The sequence below is a fragment of the Sodalis sp. RH15 genome, assembly GCF_047324255.1.
GTDB lineage: Bacteria > Pseudomonadota > Gammaproteobacteria > Enterobacterales > Enterobacteriaceae > Acerihabitans > Acerihabitans ligni.
Map to the genome: position 1 here is coordinate 2,239,684 of NZ_CP178738.1, position 20,927 is coordinate 2,260,610.

Genomic DNA, 20,927 nt, shown 5'->3' on the forward strand with positions numbered 1-20,927 from the left:
TTGCGTGCGGATGGCAGGTTCGTACATCTGCGGTACCGTTAGCGCCCGGCTAGTCTGGGCAGCTCGCGGCGAAATCCCAGGCCGATGATGCGGCCGGCGATATGCGGCAGCCAGGACCGACGGCGCAGCCACTGCTCAATAATCGAGGGCGTTCGGGGCGGCTGCCGAGGTTTATCGGCGCCGGCGGTCATCATCAGCTGCAGCCTCTGCGTAAGCCGGGTGGGCAGAGACCGGCGCCGCTGCACCCGCTTGAGCTGCAGCAGGCTGACATTTCCTTTCAGGAGCGGCGCGGTGAGAATATTTGCCGCCGCCACCGCGTCCTGTATGGCCAGGTTGACGCCGACTCCGCCGATGGGCGACATGGCGTGGGCGGCGTCGCCGATGCATAGTACCCCCGGCGCCGCCCAGCGCTCCAGCCGGTCGATACGGATTTCCAGCAGTTTCAATTGGGACCAATGCCCTGTCGCCTGCGACAGGCGATTGAAATCGAAGGGGGAAACCGCCGCGACCCGTTGCAGAAAAGGCGCCAGTCCTTCCTGTCGCAGGCTATCGAAGCTGCCCTTGACGATGCTGTAACCGCACTGCCAGTATTCCCCCCGGTCGAGCATGATAAAATTCTTTTTCGGCCCGCCGTGGCCGCTGTCCCACTCTGCATCGCCGGATTCCTTCGGCACCCGAATCCAGACCACGTCACGGGGGGCGCCGAATTCCCGACGCGGCAGGAGGGCGGCCTGCCGGACCATGGACTGCCGGCCATCGGTACCCACCACCAAGCCGGCGCGGATAGGCAGCGTTTCACCACCGGGACCTTGGGCCATGACGCCGCATATAAGCCCGTCCTCCCGCCACAATTCATCGGCGCAGGTGGATCGCAGCAGGGTAAATCCCGGCAGTTTTTCCGCCCGCTGCGCCAGAAAGTTCAGAAAATCCCACTGCGGCATAAACGCCATGAATTTGCAGCGGGTGGGCAGGCGGGAAAAGTCCGCCAGCGTGACGGACTCGCCCTGGAATTCACCCTTCAACTTCACCACCTGCTGATGGGGCAGTTGAAGAAACTCTTCCAGCAGACCGAGGTTATCCAGTATATCCAGGGTTGAAGGATGGATGGTGTCACCGCGGAAATCCCGCAGGAAATCGGCGTGTTTTTCCAACACCGTAACGTTGACGCCGGCCCTGGCCAGTAAATAGCCCAGCATTAACCCGGCCGGACCGCCGCCGACGATACAGCAATCTGTGGTGAGCGGCGGGGTAACGTCCGATGGGTTCATCCGCGGTGTCCTTAATAAAATAGACTGGAAATGATAATACTTATCATTTCTAGTCTTGCAAGGTTATTTATTATTCCCCAGACTTTAACGCCTGACTTTCACCACGGTTGCCCATGACCGGATCATGAGTTCGGGTCGGGTTTTTCCCAGCCGACATTGTAAAGCTGCAGGGAACCGTCCGCCAAATCCACGGCGCCGACAAAGCGGGTAAGTTCAGGCCTAATATCCGCCGCCAGCTTGGCTCTCAACACATCCGCCCGTTCGTTTGACAGCTCATCATCTCTGCTTATATTGCACAGAGTGTATTTTTTTTTCTGCGCATCCACTAAAAATAGAGTATCGCCGGTTTTGATGATGTTGCAGGCATGTCCGTCAACCCAATGGAATATCCTGCGCCAGAGAGATGGAGGACGTTTGATAGTCAGCACGATGTTAAGATCGCCGGAGACTGTCAAGTGAGACGCCAACTGCTCCACCGAGTCCAACCGCGTGATATTGACGGCGTTTTGCAATGTGGCAAATTCACTGGGGCGGCCGCCGCGCTGGGTAGGGAAGGCTTGATACATTTTTCCTTGCTTTAGGGTGTCCGCGACAGAAGCGGCGCATGACAGGCAATTGGATTGTCCGAAGCCGTGATAACCAAACCAGGAGGCGATGGCGGCCAGCGGCCGTAGCAACAGGGGCGCTTTGCCCTGCTGGTTGACTTTGGCTATCAGCGTCCGGGAGATATACTCGCCCAGTTTGTCAGCATAATCGCAAGCACCATAGCGGGGCGGGGCAAGGGTGTCGGCCGAGGCTATGAGCCCGGAGGGTCCGGCTGAGTTATTGTTATCTCCAGGAAAACGATCTGCCTGGTTTGAAACAATATCAAAATCAATTAATGTGAAATTTTCGTCATCTACAGGGAAACGCGCTGTATCACCAGGAATATTGGACCTTTGGTCATTAATACCGAAGGGGTATGCCGGGGAACTTTCTCGGACAAGACAGGCGTTACCGGTTATAGCCGAAAAGCGGGTGTTGGCATCGGCGCCCTTGGTCTTATTAAATGCCTGGTCATCATCAGAAGAGGTGGAATGACTGGCCGGGATGTGAGGGCAGGAATTACTTTGCGGCAAGCCACCACTATTCGTTGAATTATGCACCTTCAGCAGCTTTTTAACAGGGTCATATACCGGCCTAAAATTATCGTTATCCCGGTTTGAAGGTTTTTCAAAAGCGTAAAGTGTGGTTATATTATTTCCCATAACTCGATTCCCATTGTGCACAAGAATCAAGTCTTGCAGAGAGTTGCTATATTGGTAAATGATGAAATCGCTTATTATGACAAAATGAGCGAATTTTGCTGATTGCAGCGCGTTGACTGTGGGCGAATGTCCACAACCGGCTGGGCCCGCGGCGGTTGCGGGTTAGACGGCCTATTTGCCTTTTTTTATCATCCAGCCGACATTATAAGGCACCAGGCTGCGTTTCTCCGGGGAAACCGCGCCGATAAATTCTTGCAATACGGTTATCAAGTCCTCGGATAAACGGTTGGCGGATGTCATGTTTACCAGCGTATAACGCCGTTTCTGCGCATCCACCAAATGCAGATCACTGCCCGTTCTAATAATATTACAGGCGTGACCGTCCACCGCGCTGAACAGGCGCCGCCAGAAAGATGAGGGCCGTTTGATGGTCAGCACGATATTAAGATTGACGGGGCTATTGTTCAAGTAAGAGGCCAAATCTTCAATGGAGTCAATCAATTCTTCATGGGTTTTTAGCGGGTTTTGTAAGGTGCTGAACTTAGAGGGACTGATGTCGCTTAACGTCGAAAAGGCTTGATGCAAGACCCCTTCCTTAAGAGTATCCGCTACCGACGCGGCGCAGGACAGGCAATTGGTTTGACCGACGCCGTAATAACCAAACCATGCCGCAACGGCGGCCAGAGGTCGCAGCCAAAAGGGGGCTTCACCATGCTGGTTGACCTTGATTATGAGCGTGTTGAGAATGTAAAATTCCAAGCGCTTGGAATAATTTTTGTCACGATGGTCCGGCACCGGCAGCCCTTCCGTGTCTATTTTAATCCCCGAGGGCCGGTAATTTTCATCTTTAATAAGCTGATTGGTTTCGGTATATTCTGTTGACTTGCCGGGTAAAACAAAATCGGATTTGATTCCTTTAATGCTGAATTTTTTATCGGCTATGCCTGGCACGGTGCCCCCCTCGCCGTATGAATAGCGTGCGTTCTGTTGCGGGACATAGTTATTGTCAGTTTTGTCGACTCTTTGCAGGTTTTTCGCTACCGGGCCCATTGTTGATTTTGCCTTCCACTGTGCTAATGACCCTTGGGAAGGTTTCCATGGATCACTGGGCCTGCATCTCTTCACTGATGGATTGATAGGCAAATTCACGACATTATAAAAGCTATTATAAAAACGAGCCGATTTACTGAGAGGATTGTTACTTGTCAGTGAATAATTTTTTTCTCCATTTATAGATTCTTTATAATTATGAAAGTTCTTCTGGATTAAAATTTTTCCCATGATTTGTCCCTTTTTTCATCACAGGAATGGATTCTTGAAAAGATATTCACCTATGTCAAATGTTTTCCTGGTAAAAGAAAAATATAAGCGAAATTTGAAAATAACGGCGAATTTACAGGGGATAAAGAGAGTGGATTCCAGCCGGCGGCTGATAACCGCCGCTGATAATGCCGCGCCGGTTATCAGTAAAAATCATGGCTTATTTGCCGTTTTTATCGTCCAGCCGGGGCAGGCCGGAGTCGTCGGCGGCTGAAAGCAGGCCGGTGCTCATGTAGTTGATGAGTTTTTCCCGCGTATCGGCGATATCCAGATTACGCATGGTCAGCTGGCCGATGCGGTCTTCCGGCGAGAATACCGAATCCCCTTTTTCCATGGTCAGACGTTGCGGCATGTAGGTCAAATTGTCCGATACGGTATTGAGAATGGAATAATCGTTGCCGCGGCGCAGCTCCAGCGTCACTTCACCGGTGATTTCACTGGCAATCCAGCGCTGCGAAGAGTCGCGCAGCATCAGGGCCTGGGGGTCGAACCAGCGGCCTTGATACAACAGACGGCCCAGCTGGCGGCCGTTGGCGTGGTACTGCGCAATGGTATCTTCGTTGTGGATGCCGGTGACCAGGCGTTCATAAGCGATATGCAACAATGCCATGCCCGGGGCTTCATAGATGCCGCGGCTTTTGGCTTCGATAATGCGGTTTTCAATCTGATCGCTCATGCCCAGCCCGTGGCGTCCGCCGACCCGGTTCGCTTCCAGCATCAACTCCACCTGGCTTGCGAAGCTGGCGCCGTTGATGGACACCGGCAGGCCGCGTTCGAAACGCAGCGTTACTTCCTCGGCGGGCACCCGTACCGCGTCATCCCAAAATTTCACGCCCATGATCGGGTTGACGATTTTAACGCTGGAGTTCAGGAACTCGAGCTCCTTCGCTTCGTGGGTAGCGCCCAGGATATTGGAATCGGTGGAGTAGGCTTTTTCCGCCGACATTTTATAATCAAAACCGGCCTGGGCCATGAATTCCGACATTTCCTGCCGTCCACCCAGTTCATCGATAAAATCGGTGTCGAGCCAGGGTTTGTAGATTTTCAGCTCGGCGTTGGTGAGCAGGCCGTAGCGGTAAAAACGCTCGATATCATTACCTTTATAGGTGCTGCCGTCGCCCCAGATGTTGACGCCGTCTTCCTTCATGGCGGCCACCAGCATGGTGCCGGTCACGGCGCGGCCCAGCGGCGTGGTATTGAAATAGGTCACCCCGGCGGTGGAATTGTGGAAAGCGCCGCACTGCAGGGCGGCGATACCTTCCGCCACCAGCTGCGCGCGGCAATCGATAAGCCTGGCCTTTTCCGCGCCATACGCCAGCGCCTTGCGCGGTATGGCGTCGTAGTCATCTTCATCCGGTTGCCCTAGATTGGCGGTATAGGCATAAGGCACCGCCCCTTTTTTACGCATCCAGAGCAGCGCGGCGCTGGTATCGAGACCGCCGGAGAAGGCAATGCCTACGCGTTGGTTGACGGGGAGGTGCCTGAGAATCGTTTCCATTAATGTGAGCCCTATAAGAAATTTTTACAGCAAAATGTTCAATCGTCCGGCAGTGCCCAGCCTCTGAAGCCACGCGAGCCAAACTTTTTTGCAGAAGGATGTTGCCGTTATCCGGCCGCCAGCTTCATCTTAAGTAAACTGGCGCGAGAACGCTACCCTGCCGAGTAAAGCATTTCCTGTAGGTATGTGGCGTTGAGACCGGTAATGGAGGGGAGAAAGGGGCGCCGCCGATATCCGGCTGTTCGGAACACGACAAAAAGGCCGCCCGAGGGCCGGCCTGTGTCCGAAAAAAATGTGAGCGGCCAACGGCTGTGGCGGTAATTACCCTGGGCTGCATTTGGGTAATTAATGAAACAGCCGCATCCTTTTCTTATTTCTCAGATCGGTATATCTATTAGGCAATCTTGTTTTATTTTTATTTCTGTTATGCATTAATAATGAAAACACCATTAATGCAACCAGCAAAACTAATCCAATAACCGGTAAAATGATTTGCATTTTATCACCTAATTAAATAAAGAGCGGTTGTTACTATGCTGTATGTCGTTTTTGGGTGGTATCTTCAGTCCTATCCTGCCGGACCGGCATTGCCAAAATCCCGGTGGGGGATACAAGTACTTCAATGATGCGAAGCATACGCATTTCACTTAAGTCACGCATACCCTGTTCAAGGTATTCGTATTCTCATTTTTGCGGCTGCAGGCCTTGTGCTGAAAAAGGCAGGGATAATATTACCTCGGTGCCCCGCGGACCGCCCTGGATCAACAGCCGGACTCCGAGCTTGTCGGCTCGAGTCTGCATGCCGTTAAGACCACGGGATCCCGGCCGCCGCTCGCCCGGTATGACGCCGTGGCCGTTGTCCGACACGCGGATGACGACGGCGCCTTCGCGGGGCTGCACGGAAATGGTAATCAGGGTCGGCTGGGCATGCTGTAAGGCGTTATTTACCGCTTCCTGTACGATACGCAGTACGGACAATGCGGATTCCGGCGTCAGGTAGGCGAGGGGCGGTATGGGTGAGACATCCCACGCCAGGCGAATGCCCAGCGCCTGCAGGCGCGGTTCCAGACGAAAGCGCAAGTTACCCAGCAGCGGCAGCAGGTCGTGTTCGGTCATATCCAGCGAGTCGATAATCAATCTCAGATCCTGCAGGGATTCTTCAATATGGCGGGCCAGTTCCTCGCGGTCGGTGTCTTCCCGCCGCGCCAGGCGCAGCGCGGTGATTAATTGCGCGCCCATGCCGTCGTGCATGTCCTGCAGGATGCGCATGCGCTCGGCGATAATCGCCGCTCGCTGCTCGCGGCGGCTCCCCTCGCGGCTGGCGATGAAGCGTTCGGCGAAATAAAAGATCATGACCAGACAGAACGGCAGCGCGCCGGCGATGCTTAAACGGAAGCTGTCCCAGGGCAACCAATCCATGATGATAAAATAGGATTGCGCGACGGTGGCGTTCCAGAACAGTGCCGTCAGCCCCAGAGCGATGAGCTTAAGCTCGCGGGTTTGCCAGCCGCGATAGATAAGCAGGCCGATGGGCACCAGGCGAATCAGCACATGAGGCCAGGTCACCAGCCAAACCCGGTCCGTTGCTTTGCCGAGCAGCAGGATGACCAGGATAACCGCCAGGGTGGCGACCGTCAGGCTATGCAGCAAAGGGAGAAACCCGCGCAGCCGGATGTCGGCCAGCCGGTAGCCCGCCACGCATAAAGCCCAATACATGAAGGTGGTGATTATCGTCCGCAGGGCTTGCTGCGCCCCCAGGGAGATCCTAACGTCCAGTATATAGCTCAGCAGGCTGGCCACTGACAGTATCAAGGCAAACTGGATGATGAAGATGCGTCGCTGCTGCCAGGTATAAGCCAGCAAAAAACAGAGGGAGCCGGCAACCAGGATGAGCAGCACATAGGGGGTAACCACCTGGAGCAGGTAGCGCTGGAAATAAATGCGATGCAGGTGCATGGCGGGGCCTATGGTGATGGCTGAAAGCCCGCTGCGCACCGAGCTGTCCCCCAGCAGCCTGACGGCCAAAACATTATCGCCGGGCCGGAATAAACCGGCGGGCAGCACGATAAAAACGGGCCGGTCGCTCATCGCCTCCACCTGTTTCCCGCCGGGGGCGCCAAAGCGTACGCCGGGATTAAGCAGCGAACCGTTGAGCCAGATTTCCCCGGCGACGGAAAGATGCGGCAGATAGAGGCCCAAAGGCCATTTCGGCATCTCGGCCAGGTTAAAAGGCAGACGATACCAGGCGATGCCGCTGAAGCGCGGGGCGCGCATGCGCCAGTTATCCGGCAACGAGACCAGGGCTCCCGGCTGCGCGGGCGGCTGCGGCATATCGCCGACGATAAATTCGGCCTGATCAAACCGGACGAGTTCATGGGGTCGCAGCTGCACCGCGCCGAATGCCGGCGGCAATAGGAGGAACAGCATAAGCAGAATGCCGGTGATATAAAGGCGCGCCTGTTTTTCCGGTGCGGCGGCCCTCATTATATCAAGCCTTTGTTCCTGGCCTGGATGATGGCTTCTACCCGGTTGTGGACGGCTAATTTGCTGTAGATATTCTTGATATGGGTCGCCACGGTATGGCTGGACAGACTCAGCATGCGCGCCGATTCCGCCACGGTAAATCCCTGGGAAATATGTTTGAGAATATCCATTTCTCGCAGGGTAAGGCTATCCGGTCCCGCCTGGACGGCGGATTTTTCGGCGGGCTCGAAGCGTTTAAGCAGATGGCGGGCAATCTGCGGCGACAGGGGAGCACCGCCGGCGTGCACCAATTCCACCGCACGGGCGAAATCCACGATGGACGTGTCCTTGAGGAGATAGCCCCGTGCGCCGGCCTCGATGGCCCGTATCACATGGGCCTCATCGCCGAAAACGGTGGCTACCAGCACCGCGGTGGGGAAGGTCTGCTGCTGCAGGGTTTTGATCAATTCGATACCGTCCCCGTCGTGCAGTCCGAGGTCAATAATGGCGACATCGGGAACGGTGTGGTGTAACAACACTTTGGCTTCGGCCAGTGTGGCTACACTGCCGACCAAACTGAGCTTGGGATGGGTTGTCACCATCGACTCGAATTCCAAACGCATAGATTCATCGTCTTCAACCAGTAAAACCTGAATGCTGGATGTTTTCATGGTGGCGCCATTGAGAAAAGAATTTTGCAACTCATTCGCTAAGTCTTGCCATTAGCTCCGCTCAAGGCTCGGCGCGATTGATCACAGGGTTTGCGCCGGTCTGTTTGGTTATGCTTGAGAGAAAAAAAAAGGAAAGCCGGCATAATTAGTTAGCATGATCAGTTACTAAAAGTAGTTTTGCATGGAATGACGGCATTGGGAAGATGAGATATTGCCCGGTTCAGCCCGCTTCTTGTCGGCCTTGCCAAAACAGGGGGTTCCCGGGCTCAATTTTCAGACTATTATCACCTTTTTTTTGTAGGGCTTTATGCCGGCAGAGATTTGCCCATGACTTTAAGGGTCCCGGCCAGGGCGGAGAACATCACCAGCATGCACAGCGCAACGAACAGTTCACTGCCGATTTGCAGTCCCCAGGTATTCGCCGCAAAGCCCATGACGCCGACGGTTATGCCGGCGGTGATATAGCCGCCGAAAAAAAACGTGCCGGTAACTCCCGCCAGTTCGTCCGGCGGCGCGTACTGCTTGATAAGCGTAATACCGGCGAACTGCGACAGGCTTTGGGCGAAACCGGCGCTCAGGGCCGCGGCCAGCAGCAAGCCGATGGAGGCCTGATATTCGGCGCTCACCACCAGTGCCACCGCCAGCAGACCGAGCAGCTGGCTCACCAGCAGGGTAGTGAACAGGCGCCAGCGGCGCAGGGTGAGCTGAGCCATGGCGCCGGCGCCGAATACCACAAAGGCGCAGGCGCCCGCCAGCAGACGGCTATCATTGTGCAACAGGCTCGCCAGCAGGCTCGGTCCGAGGGAGATAAACAGGGCCGACAGGGCAAAGGGGCCGGAGAATATCATGATTGCCAGCAGGATAATTCCCCGGTTGTGCTCGGGCAGCCGCGGTAGTTGAAACCAGGATTGTTTCCTGGTCCCGGCTACCGGCGCCGGCGGCGGGATGCGCAATACCGAAAACGACACCGCCGCCAGACAGGGGATAAGCAGCAGGAAAATCAGGCTGGTGGGCAGCGGGGCGAACTGGGCGAAAGCGCCGGACAGCAAGGGACCGACGCCGAAAGCCATGACCGTGGTAAAGCTGGCCACCAGCGGGGCGAACCGGTAGCCGCGCCGAACCCCCGCTTCAATCACCGCCGCGGTGCCGGCGCTGGCGAAAGCCCCGCTGGCAAATCCGATCAATAACCGCCCGGCCGCCAGCCACAGCATATTCTGCGCAAAGGCGAAGCAGACGCAGGCGGCGATGGCCACGAAGAGCGCCGGCACCAGCACCGCGCGCCGGCCATGGATATCCGACAGCCGGCCGGCAATCAGCAGCGATAACAGCACGCCAAGGTTATAGCAGATAAAAATGTAACTGATGCCGGAGGTGGGAAAACCCATTTGCCGTTGCCAGAGGATATAAAGCGGTACCGTCGCGTTGGCGGCGACAAAAACCAGTAACAGGCCCAGTGTTACCCCTACCAGCGGGGGATGCGGCCGGCGGGGGGCGACGTGATGGTCAGATATCATACATTATCCGTACGGCTTGTGACCCCTGGCGCAGGCGGCAGGGTCAACACCCGATCCTTTCTAATATTGAAGCGGCGGCAACCGCCTTGGCCATTGATGGCCGGACGAATCAGTACGCTATGACGTTTGGCCGGGGTTGTCCAGCCCGCGGGGAGGGAATAGCCACAAACGGATGTCAATACCTCAAGCGAAACTAAAAAATTTCATTTGAAAATAAATTTCCCTATATATCTTTCATAATAAAAGTTTACTCTTTCAAATTGTGATGTATATCTGATAAATAAAAAGGTAACTTGGCTACCTTAAGCATCGCATTAACAACACCGCCGCTGGCGACCCTGTTGTTTTCCGCTTAAGCGAACCAAGGAGAAAAAATGTTTGATGTCATAGCCCACGGAGCCGAGTGGTTTATCGGCCTGTTTCAAAAAGGAGGGTCGGTGTTTGTCGGAATGGTCACCGGCATACTCCCGCTGCTGATAAGCCTGCTGGTCATCATGAATGCCCTGATCGTATTCGTCGGCCAGAGCAGAATAGAGCGCCTGGCCCAGCGTTGCGCCGGCAATCCCGTATCCCGCTACCTTTTTTTGCCCGTTATCGGCACCTTTGTGTTCTGTAATCCCATGACCCTAAGCCTGGGCCGCTTTATGCCCGAGAAATACAAACCCAGTTATTATGCCGCCGCCTCTTATAGCTGCCACTCCATGAACGGTCTCTTTCCCCATATCAATCCCGGCGAGCTCTTTGTCTACCTGGGTATCGCCAACGGCCTGACCACCCTTAATCTCCCCCTGGGTCCGCTGGCGGTGAGCTATCTGCTGGTGGGCATGTTCACCAACTTTTTCCGCGGCTGGATTACCGATCTGACCACGTCAATCTTTGAACGCAAAATGCATATCCAACTCGATCAGCACGTCCGGCTTTGAAGCAAGGAGAATGAGATGAACAGGTTTATTCGTATCGAAAAAGGCGAAAGCGGCTGGGGCGGTCCTTTGATTATCGAAGCGGTCCCGGGCAAAAAAGTGGTTTATATCACCGCCGGCACCCGGCCGGCGATCGTGGACAGGCTGAGCGAGCTCACCGGCTGGCCGGCCGTAGACGGTTTCAAGGAGGGCGAGCCGCCGGCGGACGAGATTGGCGTGGCGGTCATCGACTGCGGCGGCACCTTGCGCTGCGGTATTTACCCTAAGCGCCTCATCCCGACGGTGAATATCCATTCCACCGGACGCTCAGGTCCGCTGGCGCAATTTATCCATGAAGAAATCTATGTTTCGGGGGTGCGGGAGAACAATATCCAACTCTTGCCCGACCACCCGATGACGGATGCCGCTGTGCCATTGCCGGCTAAAGCGGACGTTATTCCCGCCGCGGCGGAGCTGCGTGCGGCGCCGGCCGACGGCCGTCACTTCGGCGACGGCAAGGAGTACGACACCCGTAAAAAAATCACCGAACAGAGCGACGGCCTGCTGGCGAAAATCGGTATGGGCATGGGATCGGTGGTGGCGGTATTTTTCCAGGCCGGCCGGGAGACCATCGACACGGTATTGAAAACCATCCTGCCGTTTATGGCCTTTGTGTCTGCGCTGATCGGCATCATTATCGCCTCGGGACTGGGGGATTTCATTGCCCACGGGCTGACGCCGCTGGCCAACAGTCCCATCGGGCTGGTAACGCTGGCATTGATTTGTTCCTTCCCGCTGCTGTCGCCGTTCCTTGGCCCGGGGGCGGTTATCGCCCAGGTTATCGGTGTGCTGGTGGGGGTGCAAATCGCCCAGGGACATATTCCCCCTCACCTGGCGCTGCCGGCTTTGTTTGCCATTAATGCCCAGGCGGCCTGCGACTTTATCCCGGTAGGGCTGTCACTGGCCGAGGCCAAGCAGGATACGGTGCGGGTCGGCGTGCCGTCGGTGCTCGTCGGCCGGTTTCTCACCGGTGCGCCCACGGTATTGCTGGCCTGGGCGGTATCGGGTTTTATCTATCAGTGATTGAGTCGTTTAGGAGCCGTCATGAATATCATTTACCAAACCACCTTCACACGCATCGGCGATTACGCACGTGACTCTCTGGCGGAGAATATGGTGATTACCTTCCGCGAGGGAGCGCCGGAGGACATAGAGTCTTTTTGTTTTATCCACCGTCCCGGCGAGAGCAACGGCGATTTACAGTCCGGCGCAACGCTGCAGCTTGCCGGAACCCGATTTCCCATTACCGCGGTAGGGTCGGTGGCGGCCCAAAATCTGCGGGAGCTGGGGCATATCACGATTCGTTTTGACGGCGCGGGGCAGGCGGAATACCCGGGAACAGTGCATGTATCCGGCGCTGCGCCGGCGGATATTCCCGTCGGCAGTACGTTGATGATTCTGGCTTAAATTAATTGTGCAGGAGAAGTCTATGAAGCAGGTTGCGGTAGTCATTGGTGGTGGCCAGACCCTGGGGGCGTTTTTATCCGCGGGTTTGGCGGAGGCCGGTTATCGGGTGGCGGTGGCCGATTTAAATGCGCAGCATGCCCGGCAGGTGGCGGCGGATATCAATACCCATTTCGGGTCAGGGACGGCGGAGGGTTTTGAAACCGACGCCACTAGCGAAAACAGCGTGCGCCAGCTGGCGCGGGAAGTGGATGACGCGTTCGGGCAGGTGAACCTGCTGGTCTATAGCGCCGGAGTGGCCAAAGCGGCGCCCATCACGGCGTTTAATCTGGATGATTTTGATTTGTCCCTGCAGGTGAATCTGGTGGGATACTTTCTCTGCGCACGGGAATTTACCAAATTAATGATCCGTGACGGCATCGCCGGCCGCATTATCCAGATAAACTCCAAATCCGGCAAGGTGGGCAGCAAGCATAATGCGGGCTACAGCGCCGCCAAGTTCGGCGGTGTGGGATTGACCCAGTCCCTGGCGCTGGATTTGGCGGAATACGGCATTACCGTGCATTCGCTGATGCTGGGTAATTTGCTGAAGTCGCCGATGTTCCAGTCATTATTGCCGCAGTATGCCGAAAAACTCGGCATCCGCCCTGACCAGGTGGAGAAGTATTATATTGATAAGGTGCCGCTGAAGAGGGGCTGCGAATATCAGGATGTGCTGAATATGCTGCTGTTTTACGCCAGCGACAAGGCATCTTACTGCACCGGTCAATCTATTAATATCACCGGCGGGCAGGTGATGTTCTGAGTCATGGCTTCCCGGCGCTCTGCGACCGGGAATTTTCTGCAAAGACAAATGGAGAAGGGATCATGACCAGCATGCTGATTACCCAGGACGGGAACCTTTTGCCAAGACAAACGGAGGGCCGGCGATGAATATGACCACCGTGCTGATTACCCTGGCCGCGCTGGCCTGGCTCTGCCAGATTGTCCTGGGGGGCTGGCAGATTCACCGCTTCAACCGGGCTTATGATGTCTTGTGCCGCCAGGGGGAGGCGGTGGGGGTGGGCCGCTGCGCCGGGCGTTTCAAGGCGCGGGTGGTGCTGGCGCTGGCGTTCGATGGGCAGGAACGGGTTTGCGCTGCCTTTGTGCTGCGGGGTCTGACGGTCTTTGCCCGCCCCCGGCCGGTGCCGGCGTTAATCGGCCTGCGCAAATCCCAATTAAACCCGGATGTGATCTTCCCGAAAGATCGGGCATGTCAAACTGCACTTTTATTAGCGATTAAACCACAAACATGATATTTTCATTTTAAAAGATACTTCCTTTCATTTGAAATGTTCAAAAACCGTTTTCACGGGCTGTGGGGGGGAGTATTCACTCATGTACGCGGGAAAATCGTTATGAAACCAAAGCAGCGCCATGCGGCGATTCTGGAACATTTGCAAAGCCACGGTAAAACCTCCGTTGATGAACTTGCCAGCCGCTTCGCCACCACCGGCACTACCATTCGCAAGGATTTAACCTTGCTGGAAGACGAAGGCTCGGTTATACGAACCTATGGCGGGGTGGTATTAAGCAGGGAAGAGGGCGATCAGCCCATCGATCGCAAAACCCATATCAATACCGCTAAAAAGCAGCAAATCGCCCGCCGGGCCGCCGGCCTGATTAACGACGGCGATTCACTGATTTTTGATGCCGGCAGTACCGTACTGCAAATGGTGCCCTATCTGGCGCAATTCAATAATATCACCGTGATGACCAATAGCCTGACCATTGTGAACGAGCTGGTGGAGCTTGATAACGATCAAACCATCCTGATGCCGGGGGGAACCTACCGCAAAAATTCTGCGTCTTTCCACGGCAGCCTGGCGGAAGCGGCGTTTTCCCATTTCAGTTTTGACAAGCTGTTTATCGGTGCCGACGGGGTCGACCTGAACGCCGGCGTCACCACCTTCAACGAAGTGCATACGGTGAGCCAGGCGATGTGCCGGGCGGCCAAGCAGCTGATCTTGCTGGTTGATTCGTCAAAATTCGGTCGTAAAAGCCCCAATGTGGTGTGCGAGTTGAGCGCGGTGAATCTGCTGATAACCGATCGCGGTATCAATGAGGAATATTTATCGGCACTGCGTGAGAAGGGCATTAACGTTCTGCTGGTGGGAGAGAGTGATGAGTGAAGAAACAGGAATAGGCGGTCTGCTGCAGGGGGGGCGGGCGGCAGGAGCCGATGGCGATGACCGGCAGATCGGGGCGCAAGGGACGGTCAGCGATGAAGAGTTGCTGTCCTATGCGCTGGAGACCCTGGATATCGAGCTGGCGGAAGCGCGGCGCATGCGGGATCGCCTGGACGGCAGTATCGTGCGCGCCTGCCGGCTGCTGCTGGATTGCCGGGGCAAGGTGGTGGTTTCCGGCATGGGTAAATCGGGGCATATCGGCAAGAAGATTGCCGCATCCCTCGCCAGTACCGGGACGCCGGCATTTTTTGTCCATCCGGCCGAAGCGCTGCACGGCGACTTGGGTATGATCGGCGCGCAGGATGCGGTGATCTTTATTTCCTACTCCGGCCGGGCACGGGAACTGGATCTGATTTTGCCGCTGCTGGCGGAAAGCGCGATTCCCCTTATTGCCATCACCGGCTCCGGCGATTCACCCCTGGCCCGGGCCGCCGCCTGCGTGCTGGATGTGGGCGTGGAACGGGAAGCCTGTCCCATGGGTCTGGCGCCGACGTCAAGCGCGGTAAATACGCTGATGATGGGGGATGCTCTGGCCATGTCGCTGATGCGCTTTCGCGGATTCAATGCTGAACAGTTTGCCCGCTCACATCCCGGCGGCAGCCTCGGGGCGCGTTTGCTCAACCGGGTGTACCATCTTATGCGCAGCGGCGAGCGCCTGCCGCTGATTGCCTGCCGGGGCTCGGTGATGGACGCCATGCTGGAGCTTAGCCGCACCGGTCTGGGGCTGGTGGCGGTTTGCGATGAACGGCAGCGGGTGGCCGGCGTATTTACCGACGGCGATTTGCGGCGCTGGCTGTTGAAAGGCCGCACGCTGGACGATCCCATCATCGATGCCATGAGCCGGCCGGGGTATGTATTACCGGCGCAATGGCGCGCCGGCGCCGCGCTGGAAGCGCTGCATCAGCGGCATATTTCCGCCGCGCCGGTGGTGGACGAGGAGGGGCGCCTGGTGGGGGCGATAAATCTGCATGACCTACACCAGGCTGGCATTGGCTGAAGCCGGCTTTTTACGGGTCAGAGTGAGAGCACCAGCGCCAGCGAAGCCAAGGTGACCAACAGCACCGGTACCGTCATAATGACGCCGACCCGGAAATAATAGCCCCAGGTGACGGACAGATTTTTCTGCGCCAGGACATGCAGCCATAGCAGGGTGGCCAGGCTGCCGATGGGGGTGATTTTCGGCCCAAGATCGCAGCCCACCACATTGGCGTAAATCATCCCCTGCTTTATAACGCCGGCGGCGCTGCTGCCGTCAATGGATAATGCCCCCACCAGCACCGAGGGCAGATTATTCATCACCGACGATAAAAACGCCGTCAGCAAACCGGTGCCGAGAGTGGCGACCCATAATCCCTGTCCGGCGAGATCATTCAACCAGCCGGATAATAAATGCGTTAGCCCCTCGTTGCGCAGGCCGTAAACCACCAGATACATGCCCAGTGAGAAAAAGACGATCTGCCAGGGAGCCCCGCGCAATACCTTGCCGGTATTGATGGTCGACCCCTTGCGCGCCGCCAGGTAGAGCAGCAAGGCGCCGAGGGAGGAGATCAGGCTGACCGGCACGCCCAGCGGTTCCAGGCCAAAAAAACCGCATAACAGCAGTGCCAATACCCACCAGCCGGTTTTAAAGGTACGCAGATCGCGAATGGCTTTTCTCGGCGCCGGCAGGCGCGATCTCTCATAGGACGCCGGGATATCCCGGCGGAAGAACAGGTGCAGGGTGATGAGGGTGGCTATCACCGAGATAATATCCACCGGCACCATCACCGATGCGTAGCGATTGAAGCCCAGTTTGAAAAAATCCGCCGAGACGATGTTCACCAGATTGGATACCACCAGCGGCAGGCTGGCGGTATCGGCGATAAAGCCCGCCGCCATGACAAAGGCCAGCGTGGCCCCGCGGCTAAAACCCAGCTCCAGCAAAATGGCCATGACAATCGGCGTCAGTATCAGCGCCGCGCCGTCATTGGCGAACAGCGCGGCGACAACGGCCCCCAGCAAAATGATATAACTGAACAGGCGCCGGCCGCGACCCCGGCCCCAGCGGGCCACATGCAGCGCCGACCAGGTAAAAAAGCCGGATTCATCCAGGAACAGGCTGATGATGATCAGCGCGATAAAGGTTATCGTCGCGTTCCAGACAATCTGCCAGACCACCGGAATATCGGCAATATGCACCACGCCGGCCAGCAGGGCCAGCAGCGCCCCCAGGCAGGCGCTCCAGCCGATGCCCAGGCCGCGGGGCTGCCAGATGACCAGTACAATGGTTAGGATAAATATTGCCACCGCCAACGCCAACCCCATAACACCCTCGTTTTTTTATGATTTATCCTGTGGATGAGGATAATACTAGCAATAGTCAGGGGGTGTCGGTTATGAAAAGAGTCATCTTCGGTAATCATGGATATAAATGACAGGCGACCCGGTGTTGCCGGCTGATATAGCGTTCCGGCGGGGTTTGCTCATGGCATCGGGGCGTGGCATAAGCACAGCGGCCGCTGAAAACGCAGCCTCCCTGTCGCGGTTCGCCGCCGGTATCGCCGGCAACCGGCAGGGGCCCGATTTTTTTCAGCCGGGGATGAGCGGGGGGAATCGACGCCATCAGGAAGCGGGTATAGGGATGCCGGGGATCGGAAAACAGCGTTTGTGTCGGCGCCTCCTCGACAATGCGTCCCCGGTACATAACGCCGATGCGGTCGGCGATATGATGCACCACGCTCAGATCGTGGGCGATAAACAGATAGGAGAGCGCCTGCTCCCGCTGCAACGCCAGCAGCAGGTTGAGGATTTGCGACCGGATCGACACATCCAGCGCCGATACCGGCTCGTCGCACACGATCAGCCGGGGATTGAGGATCAGGGCTTTGGCAATCCCGATGCGCTGGCGCTGGCCGCCGGAAAATTCGTGCGGGTAGCGCCTCTCGTCCGCCGCGGTCAACCCGACCCGGACCAATGATTGCCGTACCCGCTCCCGCCGCTGGGGCCTGCTGCCCATACCGTGGATAATCAGCGGCTCTTCGATGCTGTAGCCGATGCTGCGTTTGGGATCGAGGGAGGACAGCGGATCCTGGAAAATCATCTGGATCTCTTTGCGCCATTCACGCAGCGCCCTGTTCCGCAGGCTGAAAATCTCTTTCCCGTCGAAACGGACGTGCCCGGCGTCGGCGTCCACCAGCCTTAATACCGCCCTGCCGGTAGTGCTTTTACCGCTGCCGGATTCCCCCACCAGAGCATAGGTTTCCCGCGCGTTGATATGAAAACTTACGTCATCCACCGCGGTGAGCCAACGGGAGCGGAAACCCTGCCGGACGGGGAATTGTTTGGTCAGATGATCCACAACCAACAGCGGATGGGCGCCGTTATCCGAAGCGCCGGGGCTTTCCGGCAAAGAGCGGGCGCCGTTGTCCGAAGCGCCCGTGCTTTCCGGCAAAAGGCCGGGGTTATTACCCGGCGGGTTTTGGCTCATACCGGCGCTCCGCTTGGTATGTCGGCGGTTCGCCAGCAGCGGACCCTGTGCGCGCTGATGGCGGATGCGCCGCCGGCGTCATCATTAACCGATAACAGCGGCGGCCGCCGCTGCCGGCAAAGCGTGTCGACATAGGGGCAGCGCGGGGCAAAACCGCAGCCGGCGACCGTCTCGGCGAGAGGCGGAACGCTGCCTTTGATTTCCGTCAGCGGGATTTTACGCGGTCCGTCCAGTGACGGCATCGAGGCCATCAAGCCGCGGGTATAGGGATGCAGAGGGCTGTCAAACAGCGTCATGACGTCCGCCTCCTCGACAATTTCACCAAGATACATCACCAGCACCCTTTGGCACATGAGCGCCACCACCGAGAGATCGTGGGTAATCAGGATGATACCCATGCCATGGTCCGCTTTAAGCTTATCCAGCAATGCCAGGATTTGCGCCTGGATCGTCACGTCCAGCGCGGTGGTCGGTTCGTCGGCGATAAGCAGGGCGGGATGGCAGGCAATGGCCATGGCAATCATCACCCGCTGGCGCATGCCGCCGGAAATTTCATGGGGATAGGCCGCGGCGCACGCCGCCGGATCGACAATGCCCACCTGGCGCAATAGGGTGATAACCCGTTCCCGCAGCGCTTTACCCCGCAGCGGCCTGTGTACTTGCAGGCTTTCCCGGATTTGGCCGCTCACGGTCATCAACGGGTTGAGACTCGATAGCGGATCCTGAAAAATCATGGCCAGATCGGCGCCCCGTACGGCCTGTCGTCCCCTGGGCGTTAACGACAGCAAATCCTGTCCCCGGAACAGAACCTCGCCCTGAACGTTGGATAACGCCGGCGTCAATAGCCCCATGATCGACTCAGCGGTCACACTTTTGCCGCAGCCCGATTCGCCGATGATGCCCAGGGTTTCGTGTTCATCCACCCGAAACGTCACGCCGCGCACCGGCGCGACGATTCCCTCGCCGGTGGCGAAATTCACCGTCAGATTGTTCACCGCCAGCAGGGGCCGTTGGGTCATAACACACCTTTGGTTAGCGTTTTGCCCTGAGCCGCCGGAGCATACTCCGGGACAGGGGTTTGATATTCGGATCCAGCAGATCCCGCAAGCCGTCCCCCGCCAGATTCAGCGCCAGGATGAGTAAAATAATGGAGATACCCGGAAAAAATGTCATCCACCAGGCGGTGAAGATCACTTTTTTGCCTTCCAGCAATAGGTTGCCCAGGCTGGGCATCGGCGCGGGAACGCCGGAACCCAGAAAGCTCAATGCCGCTTCGGTGAGTATCGCCACGGAAAAAATGAAGGTCATCTGTACGATAAAAGGCGGCAGGACATTAGGCATGATATGGAGCCAGATGATTCGCCGGTCGCTTGCTCCCTGCGCCCGCAGTCCTTCAATGTAGTTTTTCTCTTTTACCGACAGGGCCGCCGAGCGCACCACCCTGGCGACGGAGGGGATGTACACCAGCGATAGCGCCAGCACGACGTTGGCGGTATCCGGCCCAAGAATGCCCACGATGGCAATGGCCAGCAATAGCGACGGGAAAGCGAACAGGCCGTCGCAAATCCGCATGGCGATGAGGTCAACAACGCGGTAGCCGGCGGATAACAGGCCGATGACCATGCCCAGCACACCGGCTGAGACCGTCACCGAAAGCCCCACCGCCAGGGAAATCCGGATGGCGAAAGCCACCCGGATAAACAGATCCCGGCCGAAGTTATCCGTACCGAACCAGTGGTGGCTGTCAGGCGCTTTCAGGCGGCTTAACGGGTCGAGAGCGTAAAGATCGTACGGGCTCACCGCCAGGGTCGCCAGGGATACCGTCAGCATTGCCACCACTACCAGGCCGCCGGTGAAAAGCAGGGTATTGCCGCGTAATCTCGCCATCGGTTTGTTCCTTATGACCGGCTGACGTTGATGCGCGGGTCGATAAAACCAAAGGCCAAATCGACAATCAGGTTAATCAGAACATAGCTGACGGTAATCAGTAATACCGATCCCTGAATCACGGTTAAGTCCCGGCGCTCAATGGAATCCACGATCAATAATCCTATTCCCGGGATGCCGAAGACGCTTTCAATGACGATTGCTCCGGTCACCAGCGAGCCAAAGGACTCGCCGCAGATATTCAGCACCGGGATCAGCGCGTTTTTGAAGCCGTGGCGCCATAATACCGTCCACTCGGACAGCCCTTTGGCCCGGGCGGTTTTGATGTAGTGCTCGCTGAGGACCTCCAGCATTACCGTGCGCGTCATGCGCGCCAGCAGGGCTGCGATCCTGATGGCCAAGGCCAGGGCCGGTAAAAAAAGATAATAAAGATTCTGCCACAGGCCGATGCCGTCGGATTTGTAGCCCACCACCGGGAACCAGCGCAGATGCACGGCGAAAAAGAAAATCAGAAACAGCCCCAGCAGAAAACCCGGGATCGACAGGCCGAAGGTCGCCAGGGCCATGATGATTCGGTCGGCCCAGCGGCCGCGGCGGTAGGCGGCGAGGATGCCGCCGCCGATGCCCAGCGCCATGGCAATGCTTTGCGCCAGCACGGCCAGAGCGAGGGTAGGTTTGAGATGCTGCGCGAACAAAGACGCGACGCTGTCTCCCAAAAACAAAGAATGCCCCAGGTTGCCCCGCAGCACCTGGGCAAACCAGCGCCAGAACTGTTCCGGTAACGGTTTATCCAGTCCCAATTGTTGATGCAGGGCCAGCACGTCCCCTGGGGAGGCGTTATCGCCCAGAATCACCAGCGCCGGATCTCCCGGCGTCAAATGCACCAGGCAGAACACCACCACCGCCACCACCAGTAATACCGGGATCAGCGCCAGAATGCGGTGCAGCGTGTACCAAATCATTGAACATCCTCTAAAACCCGCCGCCCTGAGGACCGGACCG

Annotated in this window: 19 protein-coding genes; 7 read left to right on the forward strand and 12 right to left on the reverse strand. The window is 57.1% G+C overall.

Annotated elements, in window-relative coordinates; genetic code table 11:
* Positions 1–38: 38 nt before the first annotated feature.
* The 7 genes from ACL2XO_RS10460 to ACL2XO_RS10490 all read right to left on the reverse strand — a co-directional run bounded on the left by ACL2XO_RS10460 (position 39) and on the right by ACL2XO_RS10490 (position 9,981).
* Positions 39–1,268: an FAD-dependent oxidoreductase gene (locus ACL2XO_RS10460; protein WP_413742648.1), complete on the reverse strand. Its 1,230-nt coding sequence runs from the start codon at positions 1,266–1,268 to the stop codon at positions 39–41.
* Positions 1,269–1,390: 122 nt separating this feature from the next.
* Positions 1,391–2,515 carry a toxin glutamine deamidase domain-containing protein gene (locus ACL2XO_RS10465; protein WP_413742649.1) on the reverse strand — a complete coding sequence of 375 codons (1,125 nt, stop codon included), beginning with the start codon at positions 2,513–2,515 and terminating at the stop codon, positions 1,391–1,393.
* A gap of 171 nt (positions 2,516–2,686) precedes the next feature.
* The gene (locus ACL2XO_RS10470; protein WP_413742650.1) at positions 2,687–3,796 is read right to left on the reverse strand and encodes a hypothetical protein; all 1,110 of its coding nucleotides are present in this window, start codon (positions 3,794–3,796) and stop codon (positions 2,687–2,689) included.
* Between the two features lie 199 nt (positions 3,797–3,995).
* Complete coding sequence (gene argG / locus ACL2XO_RS10475) at positions 3,996–5,333, reverse strand: argininosuccinate synthase (protein ID WP_203522116.1); 1,338 nt, start codon at positions 5,331–5,333, stop codon at positions 3,996–3,998.
* 684 nt (positions 5,334–6,017) lie between these two features.
* Positions 6,018–7,817: a sensor histidine kinase gene (locus ACL2XO_RS10480; protein ID WP_413742651.1), complete on the reverse strand. Its 1,800-nt coding sequence runs from the start codon at positions 7,815–7,817 to the stop codon at positions 6,018–6,020.
* Complete coding sequence (locus ACL2XO_RS10485; protein ID WP_413723864.1) at positions 7,817–8,467, reverse strand: response regulator; 651 nt, start codon at positions 8,465–8,467, stop codon at positions 7,817–7,819. Before ACL2XO_RS10485 ends, ACL2XO_RS10480 begins: the two co-directional genes overlap by 1 nt.
* Positions 8,468–8,772: 305 nt before the next feature.
* Positions 8,773–9,981 (reverse strand): MFS transporter, encoded by a 1,209-nt coding sequence (locus tag ACL2XO_RS10490; RefSeq protein ID WP_413723865.1) that lies wholly within the window; start codon positions 9,979–9,981, stop codon positions 8,773–8,775.
* 374 nt (positions 9,982–10,355) lie between these two features.
* Here ACL2XO_RS10490 and ACL2XO_RS10495 point away from each other — a divergent pair, with 374 nt between their 5' ends.
* The 7 genes from ACL2XO_RS10495 to gutQ all read left to right on the forward strand — a co-directional run bounded on the left by ACL2XO_RS10495 (position 10,356) and on the right by gutQ (position 15,569).
* A complete protein-coding gene (locus ACL2XO_RS10495; RefSeq protein ID WP_132922448.1) occupies positions 10,356–10,904 on the forward strand; it encodes a PTS glucitol/sorbitol transporter subunit IIC in 549 nt (182 codons plus the stop codon).
* A gap of 15 nt (positions 10,905–10,919) precedes the next feature.
* Entirely contained in the window at positions 10,920–11,963 is a 1,044-nt protein-coding gene (locus ACL2XO_RS10500) for a PTS glucitol/sorbitol transporter subunit IIB (protein WP_413742652.1), read from the forward strand.
* A 21-nt stretch (positions 11,964–11,984) separates the two neighbouring features.
* A complete protein-coding gene (srlB, locus tag ACL2XO_RS10505; RefSeq protein WP_413723866.1) occupies positions 11,985–12,347 on the forward strand; it encodes a PTS glucitol/sorbitol transporter subunit IIA in 363 nt (120 codons plus the stop codon).
* A gap of 22 nt (positions 12,348–12,369) precedes the next feature.
* Complete coding sequence (srlD, locus tag ACL2XO_RS10510) at positions 12,370–13,149, forward strand: sorbitol-6-phosphate dehydrogenase (RefSeq protein ID WP_132922445.1); 780 nt, start codon at positions 12,370–12,372, stop codon at positions 13,147–13,149.
* Between the two features lie 124 nt (positions 13,150–13,273).
* Positions 13,274–13,639: a transcriptional regulator GutM gene (gene gutM, locus ACL2XO_RS10515; protein WP_413742653.1), complete on the forward strand. Its 366-nt coding sequence runs from the start codon at positions 13,274–13,276 to the stop codon at positions 13,637–13,639.
* A gap of 102 nt (positions 13,640–13,741) precedes the next feature.
* Positions 13,742–14,515, forward strand: coding sequence for a glucitol operon DNA-binding transcriptional repressor SrlR (gene srlR, locus ACL2XO_RS10520; protein WP_132922444.1), 774 nt, complete (start codon positions 13,742–13,744; stop codon positions 14,513–14,515).
* Between the two features lie 100 nt (positions 14,516–14,615).
* Complete coding sequence (gene gutQ / locus ACL2XO_RS10525) at positions 14,616–15,569, forward strand: arabinose-5-phosphate isomerase GutQ (protein ID WP_413726909.1); 954 nt, start codon at positions 14,616–14,618, stop codon at positions 15,567–15,569.
* A 17-nt stretch (positions 15,570–15,586) separates the two neighbouring features.
* Here the strand turns inward: gutQ and ACL2XO_RS10530 are convergent, their stop codons facing one another.
* The 5 genes from ACL2XO_RS10530 to ACL2XO_RS10550 all read right to left on the reverse strand — a co-directional run bounded on the left by ACL2XO_RS10530 (position 15,587) and on the right by ACL2XO_RS10550 (position 20,887).
* Complete coding sequence (locus ACL2XO_RS10530; RefSeq protein WP_203523115.1) at positions 15,587–16,870, reverse strand: arsenic transporter; 1,284 nt, start codon at positions 16,868–16,870, stop codon at positions 15,587–15,589.
* A 100-nt stretch (positions 16,871–16,970) separates the two neighbouring features.
* Entirely contained in the window at positions 16,971–18,038 is a 1,068-nt protein-coding gene (locus tag ACL2XO_RS10535) for an ABC transporter ATP-binding protein (RefSeq protein ID WP_413742654.1), read from the reverse strand.
* Positions 18,035–19,057, reverse strand: a complete 1,023-nt coding sequence (locus ACL2XO_RS10540) for an ABC transporter ATP-binding protein (protein WP_413723869.1) — start codon at positions 19,055–19,057, stop codon at positions 18,035–18,037. The genes ACL2XO_RS10535 and ACL2XO_RS10540 overlap by 4 nt, the downstream gene beginning before the upstream one ends.
* 13 nt (positions 19,058–19,070) lie before the next feature.
* The gene (locus ACL2XO_RS10545; protein ID WP_413723870.1) at positions 19,071–19,925 is read right to left on the reverse strand and encodes an ABC transporter permease; all 855 of its coding nucleotides are present in this window, start codon (positions 19,923–19,925) and stop codon (positions 19,071–19,073) included.
* An 11-nt stretch (positions 19,926–19,936) separates the two neighbouring features.
* A complete protein-coding gene (locus ACL2XO_RS10550) occupies positions 19,937–20,887 on the reverse strand; it encodes an ABC transporter permease (protein ID WP_413723871.1) in 951 nt (316 codons plus the stop codon).
* Positions 20,888–20,927 lie beyond the last annotated feature (40 nt).